A 16076-nucleotide genomic window follows, 5' to 3' on the forward strand; every position below is an offset into this window, starting at 1 on the left:
CCGCCCCGCGGCACCGGGCGCTTCACTCCCCCTCGGGACCGAGATCGGTCTCCTCGAAGACCAGCAGGGTGCGGGTGCTGAGCACCTCCGGTATCGACTGGATACGGGTGAGGACCAGCTCCCGCAGCTCCCGGTTGTCCTTGGTGTGCACCAGCAGCAGCACGTCGAAATCGCCGCTGACCAGCGCGATGTGGGTGGCACCCGGCAGCGCGGTGAGCTGCTTGCGCACGGTCCGCCAGGAGTTCTGCACGATCTTCAGCGTGATGTACGCGGAGGCGCCCTGACCTGCCCTTTCCTGGTCGACGAGGGCGCTGAAACCGCGGATCACCCCGTCGTCCATCAGCCGGTTGATGCGCGCGTAGGCATTGGCGCGGGAAACGTGCACCCGCTCGGCCACGGAACGTATCGAGGCCCTGCCGTCGGTCTGCAGCATGCGCAGGATCGACCGGTCGATGGTGTCCAGCGGGCGGGCGACCGGGGCGGCCGTGGCGGGCGGTTCGGGCGTCGCTGGCTGACCGTTGTTATTGGCCATCTGTTCGTCCGGCATATGGTCCCGCCTCCCCTTTGTGGACGCCCTGTCTTCATCTGAAGCTGTGGAGAACCGTTTGTCCACAGGCTGAACCCGCCTGTAGCCAAAATGCATCAGCGACCGAACAATCGGTAGGGAAGGGCTCACCCGCCCCGACCGGTTTCATCCTGCCCATCCGCCGTTCGCCCACCACCCTTCTGCGGCGCCATCGCGCCACCCCTTCGAACCGAGGAGGTGCTCGACATGACGGTCCTTGAGCAGCCCGGCAGCAGCAGGAACAAGAGCAGCCTGGCCGGCCCGCCGCCCGCGTGGCGCCCGCGCGTCGATCCCGCGCCTCTCCTGCCCGACGAGGAGCCGTACCGCATCCTCGGTACGGACGCCGCCGCCCGGCTCGACTCCGGACTGCTGACCCGGCTGTACGCCCAGCTCGTGCGCGGCCGCCGGTACAACGCCCAGGCCACCGCCCTGACCCGGCAGGGACGGCTGGCGGTCTATCCGTCCTCCACCGGCCAGGAGGCCTGCGAGGTCGCCGCCGCGCTGGCGCTGGAGGAGCGGGACTGGCTCTTTCCCAGCTACCGCGACACCCTGGCCGCCGTGGCCCGCGGCCTCGACCCCGTACAGGCGCTGACCCTGCTGCGCGGCGACTGGCACTGCGGATACGACCCGCACGAACACCGCATCGCCCCCCTGTGCACCCCGCTCGCCACCCAGCTCCCCCATGCCGTCGGCCTGGCACACGCCGCCCGCCTCAAGGGCGACGAGGTGGTGGCACTGGCCATGGTGGGCGACGGCGGCACGAGCGAGGGCGACTTCCACGAGGCGCTGAATTTCGCGGCGCTCTGGCAGGCCCCGGTCGTCTTCCTGGTGCAGAACAACGGCTTCGCCATCTCCGTGCCGCTCGCCAAGCAGACCGCCGCGCCCTCCCTCGCCCACAAGGCGGTCGGCTACGGCATGCCCGGCCGCCTGGTCGACGGCAATGACGCGCCCGCGATGCACGAGGTGCTCGGCGAGGCCGTCCAGCGCGCCCGCCGGGGCGGCGGCCCCACCCTCGTCGAGGCCGTCACGTACCGCATCGAGGCGCACACCAACGCCGACGACGCCACCCGCTACCGCACCGACGCCGAGGTCGAGACCTGGCGGGCGCACGACCCGATAGCCCTGCTGGAGCACGAGCTCGCCGGCCGTGGGCTGCTGACCGACGAGTTCGTCGCCACCACCCGGGAGAGCGCCGAGCAGCTGGCCGCCGACCTCCGCGAGCGGATGAACGCCGACCCGGTGCTGAACCCGATGGACCTGTTCACCCACGTGTTCGCCGAGCAGACCGGCCAACTGCGCGCCCAGGCGGCCCAGTTGCGCGCGGAGCTGGAGGCAGAGGCCGCCGGACACACCGAGGACACCGCGGGCACCGCGCCCGCCGAGGAGGCCAGGCCATGACGACCACCGCTCCGGCCACCGCGCGCAGCAAGCCCGCCACCATGGCGCAGGCGCTGACCCGTGCGCTGCGGGACGCCATGGCCGAGGACCCGGCCGTCCATGTGATGGGCGAGGACGTCGGCACCCTGGGCGGCGTCTTCCGCATCACCGACGGCCTGGCCAAGGAGTTCGGCGAGGACCGCTGCACGGACACCGCGCTCGCCGAGGCCGGCATTCTGGGCACCGCCGTCGGCATGGCGATGTACGGGCTGCGGCCGGTGGTCGAGATGCAGTTCGACGCGTTCGCCTACCCGGCGTTCGAGCAGCTGGTCAGCCATGTCGCCCGGATGCGCAACCGCACCCGCGGCGCGGTCCCGATGCCGCTGACCATCCGCATCCCCTACGGCGGCGGCATCGGCGGCGTCGAGCACCACAGCGACTCCTCCGAGGCGTACTACCTCGCCACCCCGGGGCTGCAGGTCGTCACCCCCGCCACGGTCGAGGACGCCTACGGCCTGCTGCGGGCCGCCATCGCCTCCGACGACCCGGTCGTCTTCCTGGAGCCCAAGCGGCTGTACTGGTCGAAGGCCGAGTGGTCGCCGGACACGCCCACCCCGGTCGCGCCCCTGGGCCGGGCCGAGATACGCCGCCGCGGCAGCAGCGCCACCCTGATCACCTACGGCCCCTCGCTGCCCGCCTGTATGGAGGCCGCCGAGGCCGGCCGGGCCGAGGGCTGGGACCTGGAAGTGGTCGACCTGCGCTCCCTGGTGCCGTTCGACGAAGACACGGTCTGCGCGTCCGTACGGCGCACCGGACGGGCCGTGGTCGTGCATGAGGCCGGCGGCTTCGGCGGGCCCGGCGGGGAGATCGCCGCCCGGATCACCGAGCGCTGCTTCCACCACCTGGAGGCGCCCGTGCTGCGGGTGACCGGCTTCGACATCCCCTACCCGCCGCCCATGCTGGAGCGGCACCACCTCCCGGGCGTCGACCGGATCCTGGACACCGTCGCGCGCCTGCAGTGGGAGTCGGACTGGACCGAAGGACGTGGTGCGTGATGGCCGTGGTCCGTGAATTCACCCTGCCCGACCTGGGGGAGGGCCTCACCGAGGCGACGATCGTGCAGTGGCTGGTCGAGGTGGGCGAGGTCGTCGCCGTCGACCAGCCGGTGGTCGAGGTCGAGACCGCCAAGGCGATGGTCGAGGTGCCGTGCCCGTACGGCGGCGTGGTGACCGCCCGCTACGGCGACGAGGGGGCCGAAGTCCCGGTGGGCACCCCCCTGGTGACCGTCGCGGTCGGCGCGGTACCGGACGATCTGGCGGAGCAGGCCCCCACGGCGGGCGCCGGTTCGGGCACCGCCACCGGGACGGCGACCGCCCCCGAGGCACCGCCCGCCGACGCGGCGGAGAACGGCTCCGGCAACGTCCTGGTCGGATACGGCACGAGCGCGGCCGCGGCGCGGCGGCGCCGGATCCGCCCCGCGGACGGCGCGCGCCCCGAGGCGGGCGGCCCGCAGCCCCCGACCGGCGCCGAGCCGGCCACGCCGGCCGAGGAGGCCGGTGTGGACCGCCCGTCCCGCGCCGCGGACGCCGACAGCCGTACGGTGGCCGTCATCTCGCCGCTGGTGCGCCGCATGGCGCGGGAGAACGACCTGGACCTGCGGGAGGTGACGGGCACCGGGCCGGACGGCCTGATCCTCCGTACGGACGTCGAGTCCGCGCTCCGCGCCCGCCGGGAGCGCGCGCCGCAGCCGGCCACCGCAGCCGCCGCGGCCGAAGGGACGGCCCCCGCAGGCGCGACCGCCATGGCCGCCGCCCCCGGTGCCGCCGCCGGCCTCGCCCCCACCCCGGGCGAGGAGCGGATCCCGCTGCGCGGGATGCTCGGCGCGGCCGCCGAGAAGTTCAGCCGCAGCCGCCGCGAGATCCCCGAGGCGACCTGCTGGGTGGACGCGGACGCCACCGAACTCCTCGCCGCCCGCCGGGCGATGAACGTCCCCGGCACGCCCAAGGTGTCCCTGCTCGCGCTGCTGGCCCGGATCACCACGGCCGCGCTCGCGCGCTTCCCGCAGCTCAACGCCACCGTCGACACCCGCACCCAGGAGATCGTCCGGCTGCCCGCGGTCCATCTCGGCTTCGCCGCGCAGACCGACCGCGGCCTGGTGGTGCCGGTGGTCCGTGACGCCCAGGCCCGCACGGTCGAGGACCTCTCCGCCGAGATGGCGCGGCTCACGGAGAGCGCCCGGGCCGGCGGGCTGTCCCTGGCCGAGCTGACCCACGGCACCTTCACCCTCAACAACTACGGCGTCTTCGGTGTCGACGGCTCCACGCCGATCATCAACCACCCGGAGGCGGCGATGCTCGGCGTCGGCCGGATAGCCGCCAAACCCTGGGTGCACGAGGGCGAGTTGGCGGTTCGGCAGGTCGTCCAGCTGTCGCTCACCTTCGACCACCGGGTGTGCGACGGCGGCACCGCGGGCGGCTTCCTGCGGTTCGTGGCCGACTGCGTCGAGCGGCCCGCACTGCTGCTGCGGGGCCTGTGAGCCCGGCCCCCTCCGGACCCGTCCCCTGACGGGCCCGGAGGGGCCCCCTTCCAGATCCGTCGCCCCGAAAGGGATTCGCCGCCCCCTGACGGGCCCGGAGGGCACCGCGCAGGATTCCTGTGTGAGCGTGCCGGGGCCGGTGATACTCAAGAGGTGAACGACCGCACCGACCACGACGTGATCGTCCTGGCCGGCGGCGCGGCCCGGCGGCTCGGCGGGGCGGACAAGCCCGCCCTGTCCGTCGGCGGCCGCCCGCTCCTGGACCGGGTGCTCGCCGCCTGCCCCGATGCGGCCCGCGCCGTGGTCGTCGGCCCCGCGCGCCCGACGGCCCGCGCCGTGCTGCACGCCCGGGAGGACCCGCCGGGCGGGGGTCCGCTCGCGGCGCTGGACGCCGGCCTGCGGCACAGCACCGCCCCCACGGTGCTCGTCCTCTCCGCGGACCTTCCGTTCCTGACCGCCGCGACGGTACGCCGCCTGCTGGCGGCGGCCGCCGCCCCGGCGGACGGGGCGCTGCTCCAGGACGCCTCGGGCCGCGACCAGCCGCTGGTGGCGGCCTACCGCGCGGAACCGCTGCGCCGCGCGCTGGCACGGATCCGGTCCGCCCACGGCACACCCGCCGGCCTGCCGCTGCGCGCCCTGCTGGCCGGGCTCACGCTCGTGCGGGTCCCGGATCCCACGGACACCGCCGCCTTCGACTGCGACACCTGGGAAGACCTCGGCGCGGCGCGCGCCCGGATCAGGGAGCATGGACACGTGCTGGACGAATGGATCACCGCAGTCAAGGCCGAACTGGGCATCGACCTCGATGTCGACGTGGCGGCGCTTCTCGACCTCGCGCGGGACGCGGCGCACGGCGTGGCCCGCCCGGCCGCGCCGCTGACCACCTTCCTGATCGGGTACGCGGCAGGCCAACAGGGCCGGGATGTCAAGGAATTGACCGACCGGGCCGCCGCCCTGGCGAACCGCTGGGCCGCGGAGGCCGAGGGGCCGGCCGGCCCCGGGAACGCCCCCGGCACCGGAACGAAGCCCGCGGAATGACCGACGGCGAGACCGGCGGGGCGTACGGCGCCGCCCGGGACGACCGGCGCGGCGGCGACCCGTTCGAGGACGCGCTCGCACTGGCCAACCACACCCGCGCAGCGGCCACCGGCCCGGCCCGGCGCCCGGATTCCGGCCCCGCCACCCCGCCCGCGGGCGGCCCGTCCACGGCGGACTCCGCTGCCGCCCCCACCGCGTGCGGCAGCCACGACCCGGACACCGCCGCCGGCCGACCGTCCGGACCTTCCGGCCCCGCGGATGACGGCCGGCCGCCGTCCCCCGGCCCGCGCCGCAGGCCGCGCGCCACGCCCTGGCAGCGCGCCCGCGACCTCGCCGCGCACGCCGTCCCCGGGCCGCTCGCGCCGGTGGCCACCCCGCTCGCCGCGGCGCTCGGGCGGACGCTCGCGGTCCCGCTGACCGCACTCACCGACCTGCCGTCGTTCGACACCTCAGCCATGGACGGCTGGGCGGTCTCCGGCCCCGGCCCCTGGCGCGTCGACCGGCCCGCGGGCACCGCCGCTGCGGGCATCCTCGCCGGTCAGGCCCCTGCCGAGGCGCTCCAGGACGGCCATGCCATCGCGATCGCGACCGGTGCTCGTCTCCCGTCCGGCGCCACCGCCGTACTGCGCAGCGAGCACGGCGACGTACGCGAACTGCCCGGCGGCGGCCGGCAGCTGCACGCGCCGCGGGCGGTACCGCCGGGCCAGGACATCCGCCCGCGCGGCCAGGAGTGCCGCCGCGGTGACCACCTCCTGCCCGCCGGCGCGCTGGTGACCCCCGCCGTCCTCGGGCTGGCCGCCGCGGCCGGCTACGACGCGCTGACCGCCTACCCCCCACCGCGGGCCGAAGTGTTCGTCCTCGGCGACGAGTTGCTGGACCACGGGCTGCCGCAGGCGGGCCGGATCCGGGACGCGCTCGGGCCGATGCTGGGCCCCTGGCTGCAGGCCCTCGGGGTGACGGCGGCCGCCCCGCGCCACCTCGCCGACGACGCCGACACCCTGTACACGGCGCTGGCGGAGTCCACCGCCGACGTGGTGATCACCACCGGCGGCACGGCCGCGGGCCCGGTCGACCATGTGCATCCGACCCTGCGCCGCCTCGGCGCCGAGGTGCTGGTGGACGGCGTGGCGGTGCGCCCCGGGCACCCGATGCTGCTGGCCCGGCTGGCCCCGCGCCGGCACCTCGTCGGTCTGCCCGGCAACCCCCTCGCCGCGGTGTCCGGGCTCTGCACGCTGGCCGAGCCGCTGCTGCGGGCGCTTGCCGCCCGCCGGCCGCCCGCCCCGTGCCGTACCCCGCTGACCGCGCCGGTGCACGGGCATCCGCACGACACCCGGCTCGTCCCGGTGGCCTACCGCGATGACGAGCGGTACGGCCTGACGGCCGAGCCGCTGCACTTCCACGGCCCGGCCATGCTGCGCGGGATCGCCGCCGCCGATGCGCTGGCGGTCGTCCCGCCCGGCGGCGCCCAGCGCGGCACCGAACTCGAACTCCTGGAACTCCCCTGGTCAGCGGGGTGGTCGGCGGGCGGGCCGGCGGACCGTGCCGCCCTTGGGGACCCGTTCGGGCCGGCCGGAGGCATCGCGTGAAGCTCCCCTCCCACGACAGCACGGCGCACGAGGTGCCCGAGGACCGCTCCCACCGCCTGATACTGCCGCGCCGGGCGCCGAAGGCGCCGCTGCGGCAGGTCGCCCGCCGGCTGATGATGGCGATGCTGGTGCTGCTGGCGACGGTCTTCATCGTCTGGATGGACCGCGCCGAGTACCACGACAACGCCGACGGCGCGGTCGACCTGCTCGACTGCTTCTACTACGCGACCGTCACGCTCTCCACGACGGGCTACGGCGACATCGTCCCGTACGGCGACAGCGCGCGGTTGCTGAACATCCTGCTCATCACGCCGCTCCGCGTGCTCTTCCTGATCATCCTGGTCGGTACGACCCTGGAAGTGCTGACCGAACGCACCCGTGAGCAGTGGCAACTCAAACGCTGGAGAAACGCCGTGCGCGACCACACCGTCATCGTCGGCTACGGCACCAAGGGGCGGTCCGCCGTGCAGACCCTCCGGGCGACCGGCGTCGGCCGTGACCGCATCGTCCTCGTCGACCCCAGCACCAAGGTGATCGAGGCGGCGGTGGCCGAAGGGTTCGCCGGGGTCGTCGGCGATGCGACCCGCAGCGATGTGCTGCTGCGCGCCGAGATCCAGCGCGCCCGGCAGGTCGTCATCGCCACCCAGCGCGACGACACCGCCGTGCTCGTCTCGTTGACCGCCCGCCAGCTCAACAAGCGGGCCCATATCGTCGCGGCGGTGCGGGAGGAGGAGAACGCCCCGCTGCTGCGGCAGTCCGGCGCCGACGCGGTGATCACCTCGGCCAGCGCGGCCGGCCGGCTGCTGGGCCTCTCCGTGCACAGCCCCAGCGCGGGCGCGGTCATCGAGGACCTGATCCAGCAGGGCAGCGGCCTGGACCTGATCGAACGCCCGGTGGTGAAGGCCGAGGTGGGCAGGTCCGTACGCGAGACCGACGATCTGGTCGTGTCCGTGCTGCGCGGCCACCGGCTGCTCGGCTACGACGACCCGGAGGCCAGCCCGCTGCAGAGCACGGACCGGCTGATCACCATCGTCCGGGCGGCCGTGTCGGAGGAGCCGGACCTGCCCGCCAAGCAGTCGGCGCGGCCGACGCTCCCGGGCACCACCGTCTCCCCGATGCGCCGGCTGGACGACGAATGACGGCCCGTTAACCCCCTCCGACATGCGATGGCGTGACGACGCGTCCGTGGTCACCGGCCCCCGTGCCATCGCTCCGTCCGCGGACGGCGAGTAGCCTCGCGCCCATGCGAGCGATCACTATCCCGGAGCCCGGTGGCCCCGAAGCACTTGTCTGGACGGATGTGCCCGACCCGCAGCCCGGCGAGGGCGAGGTCCTGATCGAGGTCGCGGCCAGCGCCGTGAACCGCGCCGACCTGCTCCAGCGGCAGGGCTTCTACGACCCACCACCCGGAGCCTCGGCGTACCCGGGACTGGAGTGCTCGGGACGGATCAGCGCGGTCGGCCCGGGCGTGCACGGCTGGGCGGTCGGCGACGAGGTGTGCGCACTGCTGGCGGGCGGCGGCTACGCGGAGAAGGTCGCGGTGCCGGCCGGGCAGGTGCTCCCGGTGCCGCCCGGCCTGGACCTGGTCACAGCTGCCGCGCTGCCCGAGGTGACCTGCACGGTCTGGTCGAACGTCTTCATGATCGCCCACCTGCGGCCCGGCGAGACGCTGCTGGTCCACGGCGGCGCGAGCGGCATCGGCACGATGGCGATCCAGCTCGCCAAGGCCGTCGGGGCACGGGTCGCGGTCACCGCGGGCGGCCCCGAGAAGCTGGCCCGCTGCGCTGAGCTCGGCGCGGACATCCTGATCGACTACCGCGAGCAGGACTTCGTCCAGGAGCTCCGCAAGGCCACCGACGGCAAGGGCGCGGACGTCATCCTCGACATCATCGGCGCGAAGTACCTGCAGCGGAACGTGAAGGCGCTGGCCGTCAGCGGTCGACTTGCGATCATCGGGCTGCAGGGCGGGGTGAAGGCGGAACTGAACCTCGCCGCGCTGATGGCCAAGCGCGCCGCGATCACCGGCGCCGGGTTGCGCGCCCGCCCGCTGAGTGAGAAGGCGGCCATCGTCGCCGCCGTACGCGAGCACGTCTGGCCGCTGATCGGCAACGGCCAGGTCCGGGCGATCGTGGACCGGACGCTCCCGATGTCCGAGGCCGCGGAGGCGCATCGCGTCGTGGACGCGAGTGTGCACGTCGGCAAGGTCGTGCTGACCGTCTGAACCCACCGCTCCGGCCTTCCGGAGTCCCCTCCCGGGCCGTCGGTGGATAACCCGGCGGACAGTCCCAAGATGCCGTGCATCTGATCACATGTGACGCTGGGCTGGTCACCCGACGGCTCGGCACGGGAGGGGCACTGTGGTCGCTCCAGGTTTCCGTTCGCGCATTGCCAGCAGTCTGTTGGTCGCCGCCGTCGTCCTGCCCGTTCCGGTGGGAGCCGCCCCCGCGGCGGCCGCGGACCGGCAGGCCACACCGGTGGACCGCTCACCGCAGCTCGTCCGGCCGGGCGATTCGCCGGACGACGACGTGCCGGAGGAGTTCCGGCCCGAGATGCTCGGGGCCGAGGCCCTCGCCCCCGAGGAGTTCGGGAGCGATCTGCCACAGGTCGACGAGCCGTTCGCACCGGGCCGGGGGCACGCCGGCCACCCGGGGGTTCCGGCCCGCTTCCGCGAGCTCCCGGACGGCTTCCCCGGCTTCCCGTACGACATGGCGGGCTCTCCGCACCGGGTGCCGTACCACCACCCGGGCCGCTGGCACGGCCGGTGGCACCACCACCCCCACCCGTTCGGTCCGGGCTTCCACGGGGCGGGCCCGGGCAGTGCGGAGTTCGCGGGCCGCGGCCACTCCCGGAAGGCGGGGCCGGACGATCCGTCCGACTCCGACCGCGCCCACCTGCCCGGCCGTCGCGCTCCGGTGAAGCGGCATGCCCCGGCGGAGGCCGTATCCGACGCCGCACCCTCGCACTCCACGCCGTCGCACCGCGTCAGGACGGCGGAGCGGCGCAGTCACCGCTCGTACGAGATGCTGCCGCCGCTCCCGTCGCCCACCGTCCCCGACGACGCGACCACCGGCACCACGGACGGGGACGGGGACACGGCCCGCCCGTACGCCCTGGAGTCCCCGACGGCCCCGGTCGAGAGGGTGCTGCCGATGGGTGCGGGCCTGGCGCTGACGGGTCTCGGCCTGGCGTTCCTGGGTCTGCGGCTGCGCCGCCGCTGAGGCCGCGGCTTCCCGTTCCCTCTCCCCGTTCCACGTGAAACGAGGAGACGGGGAACGGAACACCGTTTCACGTGAAACGGTCCCGGTTGTTTCACGTGAAACGGTGGAAACGGTTGGCGTGGTTTCACAGGAAACAGCGCGAATGGTGGTTTCACGTGAAACACCGCGGATCAGGTGCCCCGGAAAGGTGGATCACGTTCTCCCGGGGGCACCACCGTCGAGAAGCCCTCGTACGAGAGAATGGCGGCATGGATATGCCGATGAACGAACGGTCGCAGGAGAACCCGCACGTCCTGGTTGTCGGCCCGGACGGCATGGCGCTCGGCAGCGCCGGCTCCGGTGGCGGGGACGACGGCGACGAGCCCCGCGAGGTCCCGGTGACGGACATGGTCGAACAGCCTGCGAAGGTCATGCGCATCGGCAGCATGATCAAGCAGCTGCTGGAAGAGGTGAAGGCCGCTCCTCTCGACGAGGCCAGCCGGGTCAGGCTCAAGGAGATCCACGCCAGCTCGGTGAAGGAGCTGGAGGACGGGCTGGCGCCCGAGCTGGTGGAGGAGCTGGAGCGGCTGTCGCTGCCGTTCACCGATGAGTCGGTGCCGACGGAGGCGGAGCTGCGGATCGCCCAGGCGCAGCTGGTGGGCTGGCTGGAGGGGCTGTTCCACGGTATTCAGACCGCGCTGTTCGCCCAGCAGATGGCTGCCCGCGCCCAACTGGAGTCGATGCGCCGGGCCCTGCCGCCCGGTGTCCTGCCCACGGAGGGCGACGAGGGCAAGCCCGGCCACGGCGGCGCCCGCTCGGGCCCGTACCTCTGACCGTATGCACGAGGGGCCGGCACGCGAGATGCGTGCCGGCCCCTTCTGTATGCGGTGCGACCGTCAGCCGCTGCGACCCGTGGAGATGGTCAGCTCGATCGTGGCGTTCTTGGTCGGGTACCACCAGCTGATGGCGGCCGGGGACTGATCCGTGACGGTGTTCTTGCCCCAGATCGCGCTGTCCTCTTCCTTGACGATCTTGTACTTCCAGCCGGCCGCCCTGATGCATTCCTTCACCGAGTCCAGGTTCTTGAACCGGAACGACGGGAAGAGGATCTTGCCCTTGTCGGCGTAGCTCTTGGTCGGGTTGGTGCACTCGGACGTCAGGATCGTCGCCGTCTTGTCCTCGGGGCGGACGCTCTCGCTGGGCGAGGCGGAGTAGCTGGACGGTGTGACGTCGCCGCCGGTGTCGTCGGTGGAACCGGCGCTCAGACCGATCCCGATCGCTATCGCGGTGACCACGACGACACCGACGATCGCCGAGACCACGATCACCGGGGTGTTGTTCTTCCGCCCGCCGGGCCCGCCGGCCGACGGCATCGAGGCGGTGACCGGCGGCGGGGGCGGGGTGTACGCCGGCGGAGCCTGGTAACCGCCCGTGTTGAACGGCGCCGGACCCGGGATCGGGCCGGGGGCCGGCGTCGGGTAGGCGTTGTTCGGCGGCGGGGGCGTCTGCGGGCCGAAGCCGACCGCCTGCGTCGGCTGATAGGGCTGCTGGACGTTCGGCGGGACCGGCGTCTGCGGGTTTCCGGACGCGGTGGGGAAGACCGCGGAGGACACCGAGGAGCCGCTGGTGCGCGCCCGCGGGCCCTCACCGATGATCAGCGGGGTGGCACCGGACTGGCCGGACCCGGCGATCCGCAGACACTCGTCCCGCATCGCCTCGGCGGTCGGGAACCGTTCGTTGGGGTTCTTCTTCAGCGCCCGGGCCACCAGCGCGTCCACGGCCGGCGGCAGCGAGCGGTTGATGCTCGACGGGACCGGCGGCTCTTCCTGGACGTGGGCGTAGGCGATGGCGAGCGGGGAGTCCGCGTCGAACGGCAGCTGGCCGGTCAGCAGCTCGAAGAGCATGATGCCGACGGAGTACAGGTCGGAGCGGGCGTCCACCCCGCGGCCCAGCGCCTGCTCGGGGGAGAGGTACTGCGGAGTGCCGACCACCATGCCGGTCTGGGTCATGGACGTCACACCGGACTGCATGGCGCGGGCGATACCGAAGTCCATGACCTTGACGACGCCGCGCTTGTTCAGCATGACGTTGCCGGGCTTGATGTCGCGGTGGACCAGGCCCATCTCGTGGCTGACTTCCAGTGCCGCGAGCACATCGGCGGTGATCTTCAGGGCCTTCTCGGTCGGCATCGCGCCGTGCTGGGCGATGTCGGCGTCGAGGTCGGAGCGCAGCGGCTGGCCCGCGACGTACTCCATGACGATGTACGGCACCATGCCGCCGTCGAGCTCGTCCTCGCCCGAGTCGAAGACCGAGACGATATTGGTGTGCGTGAGCTTCGCCACTGACTGCGCCTCGCGGCGGAAGCGCTCGCGGAAGGCCTGCTCGCGGCCGAGCTCGGTGTGCAGTGTCTTGATCGCGACGTCGCGGTCGAGCACGGTGTCGTGTGCGAGGTGCACGGATGCCATTCCGCCGGCCCCGAGAAGATCACGAAGCTGGTAACGTCCTCCGCCGACCGAACGGCCCTCGAATTGGCCCTGAGCGCCGTCCTGGCTCATCGTTCCGCTTCCCCCTAGGCGCACGGCGCACTACCCGTACGTTATAGCGATCAAAATCTGGAATTCCGGAGCCAAGTGTGCCCCAGGGCCCGGACACGTCAAGCTGTGTGCCCGTTCCGTGACCAGATGTGCAAGATCCGGTCACGGACCTGAGACGTTCGGCCCCTGGATCACCGGGGGTGAACTTGCGATGTCAGGCGAACGGCGGGTTTGATGGCCGGTCCACGACGGACCGGTGGGTGCCGCGGAACCTGTAGCGTGCTCTAGCGAAGACCGATGACCTTACCGCTCTCGGGCGGATCGATTCGACGGCGAGGACCGATGGCACCGACGCAGAGCCCCCAGGGCCCGTCCGATCCTGAGGCCACCGGCTCCCATGTCCCTGAGGCACCGGAGATGTGGGGCAACGGCGGGCTGGTCGGCGACGGCCGGTACCGGCTCACGGGGCGCCTCGGGCGCGGCGGTATGGCGGAGGTGTTCGCCGCCGAGGACGTACGCCTCGGCCGCACCGTGGCCGTGAAGCTGCTGCGTGCCGACCTCGCCGAGGACCCGGTGTCCAAGGCCCGCTTCACCCGCGAGGCACAGTCCGTGGCCGGGCTGAACCACCACGCGGTGGTCGCGGTCTACGACTCCGGTGAGGACCTCGTCGGCGGCAACACCGTGCCGTACATCGTGATGGAGCTGGTCGAGGGCCGGACCATCCGCGATCTGCTGCTGAACGCCGACGCCCCGCCGCCGGACCAGGCGCTGATCATCGTCTCGGGCGTGCTGGAGGCACTGGCCTACAGCCACCAGCACGGCATCGTGCACCGTGACATCAAGCCCGCGAACGTGATCATCACGAACAGCGGCGCCGTGAAGGTCATGGACTTCGGCATCGCCCGCGCCCTGCACGGCGCGCAGTCCACCATGACCCAGACCGGCATGGTCATGGGTACGCCCCAGTACCTCTCCCCGGAGCAGGCGCTCGGCAAGACCGTCGACACCCGTTCCGACCTCTACGCCACCGGCTGTCTGCTCTACGAACTGCTCACGCTGCGGCCGCCGTTCACCGGTGAGACCCCCCTCTCGGTCGTCTACCAGCACGTCCAGGACATGCCGGTGCCGGCCTCCGAGGTCGCCGAGGGCGTGCCGCCGGAGCTGGACGGCCTGGTCATGCGGTCGCTGGCCAAGGACCCCGACGACCGGTTCCAGACCGCCGAGGAGATGCGCGGGCTGGTCCAGTACTCGCTGCAGATGCTGCAGGAGCAGGGCGGGCACACCGGCACCTGGAACACCGGCCCGGTGGTCATGCACGAGGGCGGTCACTCCCCTGCCATGGGGACCGCCGCGACCACCGCGCTGCCGCACCCCGACGCCGGCCAGACCACGGCGCAGCCGATCCTCACGCACGGGATGCGGGAGGACGACGGCGGCTTCGAGGGCGGGCCCCGCCCGGCCAGGGGCGGCCGCGGCAAGGTCTGGCTGATCGCGGCGCTCGCACTGATCGCCATCGCGGTCGGCGTGGCCTTCGCGCTGCAGAACACCAAGGACCAGAACCAGAAGCACGAGACCCCGGCCACGCAGTCGCCGACGCCGAAGAAGCACAAGGAGACCACCGAGCCGACGACCGAGGAGCCGACCACTCCGGAGACCCAGCCGGAGGGCACCGGCGGCGACGGCGGTTCGTACACCCGGGAGCCGACGACGCAGCCGAGCACCCCGCCGACCTCCGAGCCGCCGACCTCGCAGCCGCCGACGACCGAGGAGCCGACCACCGAGCCGCCCACCGACACCACCGGTGGCACGGCCGACGGCGGCACGGCGGACGGCGGGACGGCCGACGGCGGCACCGCGGACGGCGGGACGGCCGACGGCGGCGCGACGGCCGGGACGGACAGCGGGGCGACCTCGGGCGCGGACAGCGGCACCACGCTGGGCACGACGGGCGGCTGACCGGCCGCGCGCCGTCACGGGTCAGCGGGTGAACGCGTCGTGTACGGCGCGGTATTCGCGGGTCCACCACACCGCCAGGGCGGCTGCCGCCGGGAACTGCGGATCGGTGCGGCGGTCGCCGAGCTGGTAGCGCCAGGTGAGCATCCAGAAGTCGTTCAGCCGCTCCCACCACACCCGGTGGACGGCCGCGGCCAGTTCGTCGGCGCCGGCTCCGCAGGCGCTGCGGTAGGCACCGGCGTATGCCGCGACCTTGGCCAGGTCCAGGGTGCCGCAGGGGCGTACGAAGAAGATCGCGGCGGCGCGCACCGCCTCCTCGGCGCGGGGCTGGACGCCCAGCCGGTCCCAGTCGACGATCGCGGTCGGCTCGGTGCCGCGGTAGAGCAAGTTCAGCGGGTGGAAGTCGCCGTGTACCCAGCCGGCGGCGGGCTCCGCACCGGGGGCGGGGCGCCGGTGGACCTGCCGTTCCAGGAGGGCCCGGCGCTCCAGCAGCCGGTGCTCGGCGAGCTCGTCGAAGCTGGTGCGCGGGCGGGCGCAGCGGGCCAGGTCCAGCAGCTCGTCGATGGTCTCGAAGGTCCGCTCGGGGTCGGCGCCGGCGTCCGTGCAGGGCAGCCGGGGCGGATGCGGTTCGTTCGCCATGACCTGTGCCAGCGCGGTGTGCACGAGCCCGAGCAGGGCGCCGAGCCGGCGGGACTGGCCGGCGGTCAGCGCGGTACCGCTCAGGTGCCGCCCCTCGACCCAGGGGTGCAGGGCGTAGCAGCGGCCGTCGAGGACGGTGACGGTGCGGCCGTCGGCGTCGGCGACGGGCGGGGCGACCGGCAGGCCGAGCGCGGCGAGCCGCCGGGTGGCCCGGTGCTGGCGGGTGAGCGCGGCCAGGTCGCCGTCCAGGTGGTGCTTGAGGAAGTAGCGGCCGCGGGTGGTGGCGAGGAAGTAGCCGTGGTTGAGCAGGCCCTCGGCGACGGGTTCACAGGACAGCGGCGCGCCGGCGCCGGTGTAGTGGCGGAGCAGGGATCCGAGGGCGTCTTTGTCGGGCGTCGCCGCCGTCCGGACTACAGATGAGCGCAGCACGCGCCAGATGTTAGATCAACTACACCTATGCGGGTGGGGGTACCGGAAAGCCTCACCCAGAGTGAGCGAGATGGAGGGCCGGCACCCCGGTGAGGTGGTGCAGGGTGACGAACTCCGGCTCGAAGCGCAGGAAGGCTCGATGCGCAGGAAGTGCAGGAAGACTCGACGGCACGGTGGGGGTCGGTGGGAGGAGCCCGCGGTGTGGCCGCCCCGTAAGTCGTC

At 73.3% G+C, this 16076-nt stretch carries 13 protein-coding genes; 10 read left to right on the forward strand and 3 right to left on the reverse strand.

Annotated features, from left to right (window positions below; genetic code table 11):
- Positions 1-22 precede the first annotated feature (22 nt).
- Complete coding sequence (locus ACZ7MX_RS12935) at positions 23-547, reverse strand: Lrp/AsnC family transcriptional regulator (RefSeq protein ID WP_472131589.1); 525 nt, start codon at positions 545-547, stop codon at positions 23-25.
- Between the two features lie 225 nt (positions 548-772).
- On the opposite strand from ACZ7MX_RS12935, the gene pdhA reads away from it, so the two are divergent.
- The 9 genes from pdhA (at position 773) to ACZ7MX_RS12980 (ending at position 11132) form a co-directional block, all read left to right on the forward strand.
- On the forward strand, positions 773-1963 hold the full coding sequence (gene pdhA, locus ACZ7MX_RS12940) for a pyruvate dehydrogenase (acetyl-transferring) E1 component subunit alpha (RefSeq protein WP_467571359.1): 1191 nt from the start codon (positions 773-775) through the stop codon (positions 1961-1963).
- Positions 1960-2997, forward strand: a complete 1038-nt coding sequence (locus tag ACZ7MX_RS12945; RefSeq protein ID WP_472131590.1) for an alpha-ketoacid dehydrogenase subunit beta — start codon at positions 1960-1962, stop codon at positions 2995-2997. Before pdhA ends, ACZ7MX_RS12945 begins: the two co-directional genes overlap by 4 nt.
- Positions 2997-4478, forward strand: a complete 1482-nt coding sequence (locus tag ACZ7MX_RS12950) for a dihydrolipoamide acetyltransferase family protein (protein WP_472131591.1) — start codon at positions 2997-2999, stop codon at positions 4476-4478. Before ACZ7MX_RS12945 ends, ACZ7MX_RS12950 begins: the two co-directional genes overlap by 1 nt.
- A gap of 153 nt (positions 4479-4631) precedes the next feature.
- Positions 4632-5516: an NTP transferase domain-containing protein gene (locus ACZ7MX_RS12955; protein ID WP_472131592.1), complete on the forward strand. Its 885-nt coding sequence runs from the start codon at positions 4632-4634 to the stop codon at positions 5514-5516.
- Entirely contained in the window at positions 5513-7102 is a 1590-nt protein-coding gene (locus ACZ7MX_RS12960; RefSeq protein WP_472131593.1) for a molybdopterin molybdotransferase MoeA, read from the forward strand. The genes ACZ7MX_RS12955 and ACZ7MX_RS12960 overlap by 4 nt, the downstream gene beginning before the upstream one ends.
- Positions 7099-8241 (forward strand): potassium channel family protein, encoded by a 1143-nt coding sequence (locus ACZ7MX_RS12965; protein WP_472131594.1) that lies wholly within the window; start codon positions 7099-7101, stop codon positions 8239-8241. The genes ACZ7MX_RS12960 and ACZ7MX_RS12965 overlap by 4 nt, the downstream gene beginning before the upstream one ends.
- Before the next feature lie 104 nt (positions 8242-8345).
- Positions 8346-9323 carry an NAD(P)H-quinone oxidoreductase gene (locus tag ACZ7MX_RS12970; RefSeq protein WP_472131595.1) on the forward strand — a complete coding sequence of 326 codons (978 nt, stop codon included), beginning with the start codon at positions 8346-8348 and terminating at the stop codon, positions 9321-9323.
- 136 nt (positions 9324-9459) lie between these two features.
- Positions 9460-10320, forward strand: coding sequence for a hypothetical protein (locus ACZ7MX_RS12975; protein ID WP_472131596.1), 861 nt, complete (start codon positions 9460-9462; stop codon positions 10318-10320).
- A 248-nt stretch (positions 10321-10568) separates the two neighbouring features.
- A complete protein-coding gene (locus tag ACZ7MX_RS12980; protein ID WP_030411532.1) occupies positions 10569-11132 on the forward strand; it encodes a bacterial proteasome activator family protein in 564 nt (187 codons plus the stop codon).
- A 63-nt stretch (positions 11133-11195) separates the two neighbouring features.
- Here ACZ7MX_RS12980 and ACZ7MX_RS12985 read toward each other — a convergent pair whose 3' ends face one another.
- Positions 11196-12854, reverse strand: a complete 1659-nt coding sequence (locus ACZ7MX_RS12985) for a Stk1 family PASTA domain-containing Ser/Thr kinase (RefSeq protein WP_472131597.1) — start codon at positions 12852-12854, stop codon at positions 11196-11198.
- 321 nt (positions 12855-13175) lie between these two features.
- Between ACZ7MX_RS12985 and ACZ7MX_RS12990 the strand changes: the two genes are divergently transcribed.
- Positions 13176-14789 (forward strand): protein kinase domain-containing protein, encoded by a 1614-nt coding sequence (locus tag ACZ7MX_RS12990; RefSeq protein ID WP_472131598.1) that lies wholly within the window; start codon positions 13176-13178, stop codon positions 14787-14789.
- A 21-nt stretch (positions 14790-14810) separates the two neighbouring features.
- Here the strand turns inward: ACZ7MX_RS12990 and ACZ7MX_RS12995 are convergent, their stop codons facing one another.
- Entirely contained in the window at positions 14811-15854 is a 1044-nt protein-coding gene (locus tag ACZ7MX_RS12995) for a phosphotransferase (RefSeq protein WP_472131599.1), read from the reverse strand.
- Positions 15855-16076 lie beyond the last annotated feature (222 nt).

It is taken from the genome of Streptomyces sp. NPDC107765 (assembly GCF_055657085.1).

Excerpts from the sequence above, each read along its gene's own strand:
- pdhA (WP_467571359.1), top strand. The coding sequence starts at position 773 with ATGACGGTCCTTGAGCAGCCCGGCAGCAGCAGGAACAAGAGCAGCCTG.
- ACZ7MX_RS12935 (WP_472131589.1), bottom strand. The coding sequence starts at position 547 with ATGCCGGACGAACAGATGGCCAATAACAACGGTCAGCCAGCGACGCCC.
- ACZ7MX_RS12960 (WP_472131593.1), top strand. The coding sequence starts at position 5,513 with ATGACCGACGGCGAGACCGGCGGGGCGTACGGCGCCGCCCGGGACGAC.
- ACZ7MX_RS12985 (WP_472131597.1), bottom strand. The coding sequence starts at position 12,854 with ATGAGCCAGGACGGCGCTCAGGGCCAATTCGAGGGCCGTTCGGTCGGC.
- ACZ7MX_RS12990 (WP_472131598.1), top strand. The coding sequence starts at position 13,176 with ATGGCACCGACGCAGAGCCCCCAGGGCCCGTCCGATCCTGAGGCCACC.
- ACZ7MX_RS12945 (WP_472131590.1), top strand. The coding sequence starts at position 1,960 with ATGACGACCACCGCTCCGGCCACCGCGCGCAGCAAGCCCGCCACCATG.
- ACZ7MX_RS12950 (WP_472131591.1), top strand. The coding sequence starts at position 2,997 with ATGGCCGTGGTCCGTGAATTCACCCTGCCCGACCTGGGGGAGGGCCTC.
- ACZ7MX_RS12980 (WP_030411532.1), top strand. The coding sequence starts at position 10,569 with ATGGATATGCCGATGAACGAACGGTCGCAGGAGAACCCGCACGTCCTG.
- ACZ7MX_RS12970 (WP_472131595.1), top strand. The coding sequence starts at position 8,346 with ATGCGAGCGATCACTATCCCGGAGCCCGGTGGCCCCGAAGCACTTGTC.